This window comes from Streptomyces sp. L500, from assembly GCF_054551825.1.
Window position 1 is genome coordinate 430,301 of record NZ_JBTOLC010000002.1, and the last position, 12,620, is coordinate 442,920.

At 73.1% G+C, this 12,620-nt stretch carries 10 protein-coding genes and 1 pseudogene; 5 read left to right on the top strand and 6 right to left on the bottom strand.

Features of this window, described 5'->3' with window-relative positions:
* Window positions 1–24: 24 nt before the first annotated feature.
* Window positions 25–1,137 (top strand): WD40/YVTN/BNR-like repeat-containing protein, encoded by a 1,113-nt coding sequence (locus ACX9I7_RS04790; protein ID WP_459386581.1) that lies wholly within the window; start codon window positions 25–27, stop codon window positions 1,135–1,137.
* A 161-nt stretch (window positions 1,138–1,298) separates the two neighbouring features.
* Here the strand turns inward: ACX9I7_RS04790 and ACX9I7_RS04795 are convergent, their stop codons facing one another.
* The gene (locus tag ACX9I7_RS04795; protein WP_387567469.1) at window positions 1,299–1,598 is read right to left on the bottom strand and encodes a YciI family protein; all 300 of its coding nucleotides are present in this window, start codon (window positions 1,596–1,598) and stop codon (window positions 1,299–1,301) included.
* Between the two features lie 80 nt (window positions 1,599–1,678).
* Here ACX9I7_RS04795 and ACX9I7_RS04800 point away from each other — a divergent pair, with 80 nt between their 5' ends.
* A complete protein-coding gene (locus ACX9I7_RS04800; protein WP_459386582.1) occupies window positions 1,679–2,377 on the top strand; it encodes an endonuclease V in 699 nt (232 codons plus the stop codon).
* A 7-nt stretch (window positions 2,378–2,384) separates the two neighbouring features.
* On the opposite strand, the gene ACX9I7_RS04805 is transcribed toward ACX9I7_RS04800, so the two are convergent.
* Complete coding sequence (locus tag ACX9I7_RS04805) at window positions 2,385–2,780, bottom strand: alkyl sulfatase C-terminal domain-containing protein (protein ID WP_459386583.1); 396 nt, start codon at window positions 2,778–2,780, stop codon at window positions 2,385–2,387.
* On the opposite strand from ACX9I7_RS04805, the gene ACX9I7_RS04810 reads away from it, so the two are divergent.
* Complete coding sequence (locus ACX9I7_RS04810) at window positions 2,740–2,862, top strand: DUF397 domain-containing protein (protein ID WP_459386584.1); 123 nt, start codon at window positions 2,740–2,742, stop codon at window positions 2,860–2,862. The two genes, ACX9I7_RS04805 and ACX9I7_RS04810, sit on opposite strands and share 41 nt — an antisense overlap.
* Before the next feature lie 26 nt (window positions 2,863–2,888).
* Here ACX9I7_RS04810 and ACX9I7_RS04815 read toward each other — a convergent pair.
* Both ACX9I7_RS04815 and ACX9I7_RS04820 read right to left on the bottom strand, forming a co-directional pair.
* A pseudogene (locus ACX9I7_RS04815) lies at window positions 2,889–4,438 on the bottom strand (carboxylesterase/lipase family protein).
* 129 nt (window positions 4,439–4,567) lie between these two features.
* Window positions 4,568–6,556 (bottom strand): Xaa-Pro dipeptidyl-peptidase, encoded by a 1,989-nt coding sequence (locus tag ACX9I7_RS04820; protein ID WP_459386585.1) that lies wholly within the window; start codon window positions 6,554–6,556, stop codon window positions 4,568–4,570.
* A 168-nt stretch (window positions 6,557–6,724) separates the two neighbouring features.
* On the opposite strand from ACX9I7_RS04820, the gene ACX9I7_RS04825 reads away from it, so the two are divergent.
* Entirely contained in the window at window positions 6,725–8,269 is a 1,545-nt protein-coding gene (locus tag ACX9I7_RS04825; protein WP_459386586.1) for a M1 family metallopeptidase, read from the top strand.
* A gap of 155 nt (window positions 8,270–8,424) precedes the next feature.
* A complete protein-coding gene (locus tag ACX9I7_RS04830) occupies window positions 8,425–9,150 on the top strand; it encodes a MerR family transcriptional regulator (RefSeq protein WP_189448419.1) in 726 nt (241 codons plus the stop codon).
* A 29-nt stretch (window positions 9,151–9,179) separates the two neighbouring features.
* Here ACX9I7_RS04830 and ACX9I7_RS04835 read toward each other — a convergent pair whose 3' ends face one another.
* Together ACX9I7_RS04835 and ACX9I7_RS04840 are read right to left on the bottom strand one after the other, a co-directional pair.
* Window positions 9,180–11,348 carry a 3-hydroxyacyl-CoA dehydrogenase NAD-binding domain-containing protein gene (locus ACX9I7_RS04835; protein WP_459386587.1) on the bottom strand — a complete coding sequence of 723 codons (2,169 nt, stop codon included), beginning with the start codon at window positions 11,346–11,348 and terminating at the stop codon, window positions 9,180–9,182.
* A gap of 56 nt (window positions 11,349–11,404) precedes the next feature.
* Entirely contained in the window at window positions 11,405–12,619 is a 1,215-nt protein-coding gene (locus tag ACX9I7_RS04840) for an acetyl-CoA C-acetyltransferase (protein WP_459386588.1), read from the bottom strand.
* Window position 12,620 lies beyond the last annotated feature (1 nt).

Consider the following 12,620-nt stretch of genomic DNA (forward strand, 5'->3'; position numbering starts at 1 on the left):
CGGCCTCCACTAGCTTCCGGCCCCATGAGACGCATGGGAAAGACCTTGAAGGCGTTACGAACCCTGCTCACCGGGGCGTGCGGGGCCGCCCTGGCCCTGGCGGGCCCGGCAGCCGTACCGGCGCGGGCCGCCACCCCGGCGCCGGGGACGGCGTGGGAACTCAAGAACACCGGCACCGACGCCCGCTTCCGGGGCCTCGCCGCCGTGAGCCGCGCCACCGCCTGGGCGGCGGGCACCAAGGGCACCGTCCTGCTCACCCGCGACGGCGGCACCACCTGGCGCGATGTCTCCCCTCCCGGGGCGCGCGGGCTGGAGTTCCGGGATGTCGAGGCCTTCGACGCGCGGAACGCCGTCGTCCTCGCCATCGGCGAGGGCGAGGCATCGAGAATCCTGCGGACGGAAGACGGCGGCACCACCTGGACGGAAGCCTTCCGGAACACCGACCCCAAGGGCTTCTACGACTGCGTGACCTTCTTCGACCGCCGCCACGGCATCGCCCTCGGCGACCCCGTCGACGGCAGGTTCCGGCTCCTGGAGACCCACGACGGCGGCCGCGCCTGGCGGCCCCTGCCCGCGGCCGGACTGCCCGCCGCGCTGAGCGGCGAGGCGGCCTTCGCCGCGAGCGGCCAGTGCGTCGTGAGCTCCGGCCCCCGCGACGCCTGGATCGCCACCGGCGGCGCGGCCGTCTCCCGCGTGCTGCACTCCACCGACCGGGGCCGCACCTGGACCGCCACCGAGGCGCCCCTGCCGGCGGGCGACCCCGCCCGGGGCGTCTTCGGCCTCGCCTTCCGCGACCGCGCCCACGGTCTCGCCGTCGGCGGCGACTACCGCGCCGGACAGCCGTCGCCCCGCGCGGCCGCCGCCACCGGCGACGGCGGCAGGGCCTGGCACACCGCCGCCCTGCCCCCGGCCGCCTACCGCTCCGGCGTCGCCTGGCTCCCGCACAGCCGCGCCACGGCCCTCGCCGTCGGCCCCACCGGCAGCGAGCTCACCACCGACGGCGGCCGCACCTGGCGGACGTTCGACGCCGGCTCGTACGACACGGTCGATTGCGCCCCCGCCGCCGCGCCGGGCGCGGGCTGCTGGGCGGCGGGGGAGAAGGGGCGCATCGCCCGGCTGGTACCCCGGAGGGCCTAGTGCCCCGTAAGGGGCGCGGGGCCGTGACACCGTGCGGCTCCGCCGCGTGGGCGCGACAAGCCACGACGGGCCGGCAGATTGCCCGGGCCCCGGGGTGGCGTGTCGGCTGCGGGCCGGCGTCGGCCGATCGCGCAGTTCCCCGCGCCCCTAGGGGGCGCGGCCTAGGAGGGCAGCTCCTGCCGGTACGGCTCCATGGCCTTGGACGTCTTCGTCGGGATGAACTCGGTGATGGTGTACTCGGCCACCCCCGCCACCGTGAACGGGTCGCTGCGCGTGATCTCCTCGATCTTCGCCCGGTCCTCGCCCACCGCGAGGATGATCCCGCCGTCACGCGGCACCTTGCGACCGGAGGCGATGAAGACGCCCGTCTCGTAGTGGGCCTCCAGCCAGGTCACGTGCTCCGGCAGCGCGGCGTCGATGCGCTCGATGGGGGCGATGTAGGTCAGTTCCAGTACGAACATGATCGACAGGCTACGCCCGGTCGCCCGGGACGGCACCCCCGCCCCGGCGGCCGGGCACCCGCCCGGTACCGTGGGCCACCATGATCGACGCACCCCGCCCCCTGCCGCCCGGCTGGCCGACGAACGAGGCGGAAGCGACCGCCGTTCAGGACGAGTTGCGCGGCCGGGTGATCCTCGACGAGCCCGGCCCGACGCCGGGCGCGCCACTGATCGCGGTGGGCGTGGACGTCGCCTACGACGACGAGCGCGACGTGGTCGTCGCGGCGGCCGTCGCGCTCGACGGGACCACCCTGGAGGTGGTCGAGGAGGCGACGGCCGTGGGCCGCGTCGCCTTCCCCTACGTACCGGGGCTGCTCGCCTTCCGCGAGATCCCCACCGTCCTCGCCGTCCTCGACCGCCTCACCGTCACCCCCGGCCTCGTCGTCTGCGACGGCTACGGCCTGGCCCACCCCCGCCGCTTCGGCCTCGCCAGCCACCTCGGCGTCCTCACGGGCCTGCCCACGATCGGCGTCGCCAAGAACCCCTTCACCTTCACGTACGACGCGCCGGGCCCGGAGCGCGGCGACACGTCCCCGCTGCTGGACGGCGCGGAGGAGGTCGGCCGGGCCCTGCGCACCCAGAAGGGCGTCAAGCCTGTCTTCGTCTCGGTCGGCCACCGTGTGAGCCTCGACCACGCCTGCGCGTGGTCCCTGGCGCTGGCCCCCCGCTACCGGCTCCCCGAGACCACCCGCGCGGCCGACTCCCTCTGCCGGCGCGCGCTGGCGGAGGGAACCGGCTGAGGCCCGGCTACTCGGGCGTGGCCGGGGCGACGATCGGGAACGAGGCGTCGGGCCTGGTCAGATAGCCGAAGACCACGTCGGCGTATTCCGGCTTGCCCTCGGGGATCTGGACGATGCCGTCGCGGACGGCCTTGTCGAAGGCCGCCCGGTAGTCGCCCTGGGCTCCGTACATCAGGCCGTTGAGGACGTCACGCGTCAGTTTGATCACCGTCTGCGGCGCACCGGCGAAGCGGTCCTTGCCGGGGACGTAGACGAGGACGCCGTTGCGCAGCGTCGTCGTGCAGGTCTCCTCCTCGCCGCCGTTGATCACCCACTGGAGGACGATCGGGTCGCGCTGCTCGCGGGCGGCCCTGGGACCGTCGATGGCACGGGCGAGCGGCGTCGTCCCCGTCCGGGACAGCAAGAGCCCTGACGGGCCCGTGCTCACCCTGCCCGCCGCCGCCTGGTCCGCCTTCCTGACGGGAGTCAAGCGGCGGCGGCGGTAACCCGCCGTGTAGCCAGGCCGGCACGGCTACTCGCCGAGCAGCGGCAGTGCCGCAAACGCGTGGTCCTGCCAGATGAGGCGGGACGCCTCCTCCGGGTAGGCCGTGACAGCCGGTCGCGTGTCGAAGATCCGGGTGAGGCGCCGCCCGGCGTCGTACGCGGGCCAGCCGGGGTCGCCGTGGGTGGCGAAGGCCGTCCACGCGGTGCGCATGGACGCGGAGAGCTCCTCCCCGGCGGGGGAGGGGCTCTCGCCGAAGAGCGCGGCGGGCCGGCCGCCGGCCAGGTTGCCGAACACGAGAGGGACGTCGAGGCCGTGGCACGCGCCGAGAGCGCTGCCCATTCCCGGCGCGGGCCAGGTCAGCTCGTACACATGGGCGCGTCCGCCGCCGGTGATCTGGGCCTCGGCGAGGTGGAGGCTCGGCATGCGGAACAGCCAGTCCGAGTGGACCAGTTCGTACAGCTCCGCCGGGCCCGCGGCCGGGAAACCGTCGGCGTACCGGCGCGGGCCGTCCGGGCCGGGGGCGAAGTCCCGGAGGGCGGTCGCCGCCAGCTCGTCCGTGACCCGGCCGAGCGTGCCGTCGAGCGCGCTGAACAGCCGCTGCTCGTCGCGGGTGTGGCCGGTGAGGACGTCGACGTCCCGGCCCGCGCCGTCGGCCAGGGCCTGCCAGGGAGTGACGGGCAGGACGTCGCCGTCGACGACGGGCGAGAACGGGATCGTCCTGAGTGCGGCCCGGCCCCAGCGTCCGGCGAACGAGGTGGAGCGGGCGGCGATCGCGTCACCGGCGGCGGCCAGGCGGTCCGGGGCCACGGCCGACAGGTGTCGGCGGCCGTGGGCCGCAGCCCCAGCTCGGCGGCGCAGGCGGCGGCGATGTCGGCGCCGAGCGCCCGGGAGAAGAACGTCCCCTGCGCGCTCTGCGCGACCGCCCGGCCGAAGAGCCCGGCCGCGCGCGGCATCGCCAGCAGCGCGGCGACCGATCCCGCGCCCGCCGACTGACCGAAGACCGTGACGCGGTCCGGGTCGCCGCCGAACGCGCGGATGCCGTCGCGCACCCACTCCAGCAGGGCGATCTGATCGAGCAGGCCCCGGTTGGCGGGGGCGCCCTCGATCAGCGCGAAACCCTCGATGCCCACCCGGTAGTTGAACGTCACGACGACGACGCCGCCGTCGCGCGCGAGACGGGTCCCGTCGTACTCGGGGAGGGCGGCGGTGCCGAAGCTGTAGCCGCCGCCGTGGATCCACACCATCACCGGGAGCCCCGCTCCCGGGTACGGCTCGGGCGACCAGACGTTGGCCGTCAGCCAGTCGGTGCCCGCCGCGTCCCGCGCCAGCGCGTCCATGCCGAAGAAACCGGCCTGCGGAGGCGGCGGCCCGTACGACAGGGCCGGGCGCACCCCGTCCCAGCCCTTCACCGGCCGTGGCGCGGCGAACCGGAGCGCCTCCACCGGCGGTTCGGCGAAGGGGACGCCACGGAAGACCGCCACGCCCCCTTCCGTACGGCCGCGCAGCACCCCGGCCGTCGTGCGGACCTCGGGCCCGGGCTCGGAGCCCGTCGGCGTTCCGGAAGCGGGAATCGTCATCGCAGTCCCTTCCCGGGCAGGGAGAACGCTGTCAGGAATGCCGTGTCGGCAGCACGTCATCATCCCGCCCGGGCCGGGACGAGGGCCAGCGCATTACGGCGGCCCTCACGGGCGTAACCGCACCCAGGGCTACGGCCGGTGCGTCAGCTCCGGCAGCCGCAGCCCGCGCGGGGGTGCCACGGGGGCGACGCCCCCGGACACGGCCGCACCCCGCGTCGCCCTCGCGAACGCCGCCACGCCGCCGACCAGTGGCAGCCGGGCGGACGTCCCGTGGAGGTCCACCGTCACGCGCGGCGTCGTGCTCGCCGGGACGATCAGGCCCGCGTCCGTCCCCGCCACGATGAGGGCCAGGCGGTGGCCCGCCGGGACGACGTGGTCGGTCGCGGCCAGGTCGAGGGTGATGGTGTACGGCTTGCCGGGCGTCAGGGGGACACCGTGGGCGAGCCCGGCGTAGTGGCCGAGGTCGGCCCAGCCGCGGCTGAAGACCGTGTGGTCGACGTCGGCACGGTCGGCCGCCGTGCGCTTGAAGCAGCCGGTGTCGCCCGCTGTGCCGGCGCCGAGGCAGTCGCTGTCCGCGAGGGTGAGGATGCCCTCGCCGTCCCCCGCGTAGTTGCGGATCGTGGCCGGGCCGAGGTCGACAAGGACGGCCGAGAGATGCGCCGAGGTCGTCGACGGCGTGACAGCCAATCGCACCGTCGACGAGCCCGCGAGACGCAGGTCCTCGCTGAGAGGACCGGTGACGAACCCCGCCTTGCTGCCGGTCGGTTCGTCGATGCGCGTCGCCCAGTCGGCCTCGCCGAGGCTCGGGTCGTCCGTGAACTCCGCCGTCGCCCCGCGCGGCGCGGGCTCCGCGCCGAGCGTGCCCACACCGGGCTCGTCACCGATGCCCGGCCGCAGGGCGGCCGTGCGCGTACCGGCCGGCGGCCAGACGCGGTCGGTGGACCACTGGTCGGGGGCCCGCTCGACGTCGGCCATCGGCTCGCGCTCGACGCCGTTGTCGTAGCCGAGGAGGTAGTGGTCGAACCAGCGGTGGAGGGTGGACACCCACGCGTCGCGCCGGAAGTCGAACGGATCTACGTGGCCGGCGGAGGACAGCCAGACCTTGCGCTCGACGCCGTGGGCGGCGAGCGCGTCCCACCACTGGCCGAAGTGCTTGGTGCGGACGTTGAGGTCCTGCATGCCGTGGACGGCGAAGACGCTGGCGCGCACCTTGCCGGCGTCCTTGACGTAGTCGCGCTCGCTCCACAGCCGCGTCCAGTCGCCGGTGCGGGGCGCTCCCTCGACCAGTTCGCGCTGGACGGCCTGGCAGCGGCCGCGTGCCTCCGGGCTCTCGATACCGCCGGCGAGGCCGTCGGGGCCGCCGTTGTAGAGGGCGGCGCCCTTGGCGAAGTAGTAGTCGTACCAGGAGCTGATGGCACCGATGGGGACGATCGTCCTCAGGCCCTTGACGCCGGTGGCGGCGACGGCGTTGGCGATCGTGCCGTCGTAGCTCTTGCCGATCATGCCGACGGCGCCGGTGGTCCAGCCGGCCGCGACGGCGGTGGTCCCGGTGCGGGAGGAGTAGCCGCGGGCGCGGCCGTTCAGCCAGTCGACGACGGCCTTGGCGGACTGGACGTCGGAGCGGCCGCCGATGTCGACGCAGCCGTCGGAACGGTTGGTTCCGGTGAGGTCGACCAGGACGACGGCGTAGCCGCGCGGGACGAAGTAGTTGTCGTAATAGAGGGGGAACTGGACCGGGCGGCCCTGCCCGTCGTAGGTCTTCTTCTGGCTCTCGTTGCCGCGCCCGCAGCAGGAGTAGTACGGGCTGGCATCCATGATGACGGGCACCTTGCGGCCCTGCTCGGCGGCCTCGCGGGGGCGGATGATGTCGACGGCCACACGGTCGGAGCGGCCGTCGCGGTCGCCGTCGACGCGGGTGTCGACCCACACGGACTCGCGGACGGCCCGGTCGTAGGAGTAGACGGGTTGGCTCTCGCCCGGTGGTTTCCCGCCGTTCGCCGTCGGAGCGGCGAGCGCGGGGGTCGGCAGGAGCACGGCCAGCAGGGCCGTCAGGGCCGTCAGCGCCGTGGGGAGGGATTTCGTCCAGGGTATGCGGGATCTCCGCGAGGGTATGGGCATGGGGCGGACGGTAGCGCGGGAAAACCCCTGTGCAGAAGGGGGTTGGCGGGGGCTACGGTGTCACCGGTGTGTCGATCACATGACAGAAACCACCATGGACATACCCGCTCCCCCAATGAGTACATAGGCTGCGATTGATCTCTCGCCCCCTACGAGTTGGAGTGCCTCGTGCGTCACAGACTGATCGTTCCGGCCGCGGCCGCCGCCTCCCTGCTGCTGGCGATCCCGGCGTCGGCGGCCGAGCCCACGCCGGGCGCTCCGGGCGTCGGCGACTCGTACTACCCGACGGCCGGGAACGGCGGTTATCACGTATCCCATTACGACCTCCGGCTGAAGTACCAGCCGCAGACGGACAAGCTGGAGGGCACGGCGACCCTCACCGCCACCACCACGCAGGCGCTGTCGCGGTTCAACCTGGACTTCGCCCTGGACGTGAGCGAGGTGACGGTCAACGGCAAGCCGACGTCCTTCGCCAAGTCGGGCGACCACGAGCTGGAGATCACTCCCTCCGCGCCCCTGCCCGAGGGCAAGCAGATCACCGTCGTGGTCCGCTACAGCGGTACCCCCTCGCAGGTGAAGATCGGCGGGTACTCGGCCTGGCAGCGCACCCCGGACGGCGCGGTCGTGGCCAACGAGCCGGAGTCGGCGGCCTGGTGGTTCCCGAGCAACGACCACCCGCGCGACAAGGCCACCTACGACATCTCCATCGCGGTGCCGGACGGCCTGCAGACGGTCAGCAACGGCGAGCTCAAGTCGCAGTCGTCCAAGCTGGGCTGGACGCGCTACAACTGGCGCTCCACCAAGCCGCAGGCGTCGTACCTGACGACGCTGGCCATCGGCAAGTTCGACATCACCACCGACAAGACGTCGGACGGCCTGCCGGTCCTCAACGCCTACAGCAAGGACCTGGGCGACAACCTCGACTCGGCCAAGGCGAGCGTCGAGCGCTCCGCCGAGATCATCGAGTGGGAGAGCAAGATCTTCGGCCCGTACCCGTTCAACGCGATCGGGGGCTACGTCCCGAACGTCAAGACGGGCTACGCGCTGGAGACCCAGACCCGCCCGTACTACAGCCCGTCCGGCTTTGCGAACGGCGCCAACACCTCCCTGATCGTGCACGAGCTCGCCCACCAGTGGTTCGGCGACAACGTCTCGGTGAAGAACTGGCGCGACATCTGGGTCAACGAGGGCTTCGCCACCTACGCCCAGTGGCTGTGGTCGGACAAGGAGGGCGAGGGCACCACGCAGGAGCTCGCCGACTACGTCTACGACGGCATCCCGGCCGACAACGCCTTCTGGAAGGTCAAGCCGGGCGACCCGGGCGCCGAGAACCAGTTCCACGGCGCCGTGTACCAGCGCGGCGCGGTCGCCCTCCAGGCGCTCCGCAACCGGGTCGGCGACAAGACCTTCTTCGCCATCCTCAAGGGCTGGCAGACGGACAACAAGTTCGGCAACGGTTCCGTGCAGGACTTCGCGGCGTACGCCGAGAAGGTCTCCGGCAAGCAGTTGAAGAGCCTCTTCGACACCTGGCTCTTCACGGACACCAAGCCGAGCGCCGCCGTCGCCGCGAAGGACGGCATCGGCAAGGCCGCCAAGGCCGCCCCCAAGGCCGCCAAGTCCGGCAAGGCGCTCGCGGCGCCGGCCAAGCCCGTCGAGCCCAAGTCCTGGAAGAAGATCCAGGCCGCGCAGGACGGCCACGGCCACCAGCACTGATCCGGTTCCCTCCGGACCCGCTCGAACCGGTCCTGCTCGAAGGGGCCCGTCGCCACGGCGACGGGCCCCTTCCCGTTTCCGGGTTTCACAGTGGTGGTGACACAGCAATACTGTTGAACACGCAGGGCGCGACAGGAGAGCGAGGCGATTCGCAGATGACCACAGGGACCGAGGAACCCTCCCTCACCGTCGACGAGTTGGCGGCCCGCGCCGGCGTCACCGTCCGTACCGTGCGCTTCTACAGCACCCGGGGCCTGCTGCCGCCGCCCGAGATAGGCCCCCGCCGCGTCGGCCGCTACGGCTCCGCCCACCTCTCCCGGCTCGCGCTGATCGAGGAGCTCCAGCACCAGGGCCTCACCCTGGCCGCCATCGAACGCTATCTGGGCGGCCTCCCGGCCGACCTGAGCGCCCACGACCTGGCCATCCACCGCGCCCTGGTGGCCTCCTGGACCCCGGACAAGGCCGAGGAGACCACGCGCGAAGCGCTGGAGCGGCGCGCGGGGCGCCCCCTCACCGACACCGACCTCGACCGGCTCGCCGCCATGAACGTCCTGGAACGCCCCGAATCCGGCGACGCCCTGCGCGTCGACCCCGGGCTGCTGGGCCTCGGCCTGGCGCTCCTGGACGTGCCCATCGCGCTGGAGACGATCCTCGCGGCCCGCACGGTTCTGCTGGAGCACGCCCGGGCGACGGCGCGCGAGCTCACCCGGCTCTTCCACGAGGAGGTCTGGGGCCCCTACCGGGAGCGGGAGGACGACCCGGAGCAGGTCGAGGCGATGAAGTCGCTGTCGGCGCACATGCAGCCGATGGTGGTGCAGGCGCTGGTCACCGCCTTCCAGCGGTCGCTCAAGCAGGAGCTGCGGGAGACGTACGGGGGCTGAGCCCCCGTACACCCCTCCGGCCGAGGGCGTCAGTCCGTGAACGTCTCGCCCTTCTCCGCCTTCTCCACCAGCAGCGCGGGCGGCGCGAACCGCTCGCCGTACGCCTCCTGGAGCTCGCGGGCGCGGGCCAGGAAGCCGGGCAGCCCGCCCTCGTAGCCGTTGACGTACTGGAGGGCGCCACCGGTCCAGCCGGGGAAGCCGATGCCCATCACCGAGCCGATGTTGGCGTCGGCGACCGACGTCAGCACGCCCTCCTCCAGGCAGCGGACGGTGTCCAGCGCCTCGGAGAAGAGCATGCGCTCCATCATGTCGGTGAAGGGGACCGGGGCGGCGTCCGGCCGGCCGAAGTGCTCCGCCAGCCCCGGCCACAGGCCGGCGCGCTCGCCGTCCACGTAGTCGTAGAACCCGGCGCCACCGCTCCGGCCCGTGCGCCCGAACTCGTCCACCATCCGGTCGATGACCGCGTCGGCCGGGTGCGGCTCCCACGTGCCACCGGTTTCCTCGATGGCGCGCCGGGTCTCCTCGCGGATTTTGCGGGGCAGAGTGAGGGTCAGCTCGTCCATCAGGGAGAGGACCTTCGCCGGGTAGCCCGCCTGGGCCGCCGCCTGCTCGACGGAGGCGGCGGGGAGGCCCTCGCCGATCATCGCCACGCCCTCGTTGATGAACCGGCCGATGACGCGCGAGGTGAAGAAGCCCCGCGAGTCGTTGACGACGATGGGCGTCTTGCGGATCCGCCGGACGAGGTCGAAGGCGCGGGCCAGGGCCTCGTCGCCGGTGCGCTCGCCCTTGATGATCTCCACCAGCGGCATTTTGTCGACGGGCGAGAAGAAGTGCAGCCCGACGAAGTCGGCGGGCCGCTCCACGCCCTCGGCGAGGAGGGTGATGGGCAGCGTGGAGGTGTTGGAGCACAGCAGCGCGTCGGGGGCGACGACCTGCTGGACCTCCTGGAAGACCTTGTGCTTGAGCGCCGGGTCCTCGAAGACGGCCTCGATGACGACGTCGCAGCCCGCGAGGTCGGCGACGCCGGCGGTGGGGGTGATCCGGGCGAGCAGCGCGTCCCGCTCGGCCTCGGTGGTGCGGCCCCTGGAGACGGCCTTGTCGAGGAGGCGCTCCGCGTACGCCTTGCCCTTGGCGGCGTTCTCGGCGGAGACGTCCTTGAGGACGACCTCCAGCCCGGCCCTGGCGCAGGCGTAGGCGATGCCCGCGCCCATCATGCCCGCGCCGAGGACGGCGACCTTCGAGGCGGTGCGCGGGGCGATGTCCCGGGGGCGGCTGCGGCCGGAGTTGACGGCCTGGAGGTCGAAGAAGAACGCCTGGATCATGTTCTTGGCGGTCTGCCCGGTGACCAGCTCGGTGAAGTAGCGGGCCTCGATGACCTGCGCGGTCTCGAAGTCCACCTGCGAGCCCTCCACGGCCGCCGCGAGGATGTTGCGGGGCGCGGGATAGGGGGCACCGCCGGTCTGCTTGCGCAGGGTGGCGGGGAAGGCGGGGAGGTTCGCGGCGAAGCGGGGGCTGGCGGGGGTGCCGCCGGGGATCCGGTAGCCCTTCTCGTCCCAGGGCTGGCGGGAGGTGGGGTGGGCGTCGACGAAGGCGCGGGCCTTGGCGAGGAGCTCCTCGGGGTCGGCGGCGAGCTCGTGGACGAGGCCCGCCTCCAGGGCGCGGCGGGGGCTGTACTGGGTGCCCTGGAGGAGGAGCTTGAGGAGGGCGTCGGTGATGCCGAGGAGGCGGACGGTGCGGGTGACGCCGCCGCCTCCCGGGAGCAGGCCGAGGGTGACCTCGGGCAGGCCGATCTTCGAGCCGGGCGCGTCGAGGGCGACGCGGTGGTGGCAGGCGAGCGCGATCTCGTAACCGCCGCCGAGCGCGGCGCCGTTGATCGCGGCGACGACCGGGACGCCGAGGGTCTCGATGCGGCGCAGGTCGCGCTTGACGGCCATGCCGGCGTCGAAGACGCGCCGGGCGTCGGCGGGGGTGGCCTTGATGAGCTCGCGGAGGTCGCCGCCCGCGAAGAAGGTCTTCTTCGCGGACGTGACGATCACACCGCGGATCTGTTCCTTCTCGGCCTCCAGGCGGTCGGCGACCGCCGTGAGGGACGCCTTGAAGGCGTCGTTCATGGTGTTGGCGGACTGGGCGGGGTCGTCGAGGGTGAGGGTGACGACGCCGGTCGTGTCGCGGTCGTAGCGGATGGTGGATGCGGTCATTGTTCGGGTCTCCGTGGTGTGTGGTGTCGGATGGGTTGTGGGGCTCGCCGCAGGCGCTACACCCGTTCCACCACCGTCGCGATGCCCATCCCGCCCCCGACGCACAGCGTGATCAGCCCGTACCGGCCGTCGCGCCGTTCCAGTTCGTCCACGACCGTGCCCAGCAGCATCGCGCCCGTCGCGCCCAGGGGGTGCCCCAGGGCGATGGCGCCGCCGTTGACGTTGACCTTCTCCAGGTCCGCGCCCATTTCCTCCACGAACCGCAGCACGACCGCCGCGAACGCCTCGTTGACCTCGATCAGGTCCATGTCGTCGATGGTCAGCCCCGCCTTGGCGAGCGCCTTGCGCGTGGCCGGGGCCGGGCCGGTGAGCATGATGGTCGGCTCGGAGCCGGAGACGGCGGCCGAGACGATACGGGCCCGGGGCCGCAGCCCGTAGCGCTCGCCGACCTCGCGGTTGCCGATGGCCACGAGCGACGCGCCGTCGACGATGCCCGAGGAGTTGCCCGCGTGGTGGACGTGGTCGATCTTCTCCACCCAGTGGTACTTCTGCAGGGCCACCGCGTCGAAGCCGCCCTGCTCGCCCAGGGCCGCGAAGGAGGGCTTGAGGGCGGCGAGGGTGTCGGCCGTGGTGCCGGGGCGGAGGTGCTCGTCGCGGTCGAGGACGACGAGGCCGTTGCGGTCGAGCACGGGTACCACGGAGCGGTCGAAGCGGCCGTCCTTCCACGCGGCGGCGGCCAGCTCCTGCGACCGCGCCGCGAAGGCGTCCACGTCGCGGCGGGAGAAGCCGCCGAGCGTGGCGATCAGGTCGGCGCCGATGCCCTGGGGCACGAAGTTGACGTCCATGTTCGTCATGGGGTCCGCGAACCACGCGCCGCCGTCGGAGGCGATGGGCACCCGCGACATGGACTCCACGCCGCCCGCGAGGATCAGGTCCTCCCAGCCGGAGCGGACCTTGGCGGCGGCGAGGTTGACGGCCTCCAGGCCCGACGCACAGAAGCGGTTCTCCTGGACACCCGCCACGGTCTCGGGCAGCCCGGCGGCGATGGCGGCGATCCGGGCGATGTCGGAGCCCTGGTCGCCGATGGGGCTGACGACGCCGAGGACGATGTCGTCGATCGCGGCGGGGTCGAGGTCCGGCAGGCGCCGCCGGAGCTCGTGGATCAGCCCGACGACCAGGTCGATGGGCTTGGTGCCGTGGAGGCCGCCGTTGGCCTTGCCACGGCCGCGCGGGGTGCGGATCGCCTCGTATACGTACGCTTCGGTGCTCAAG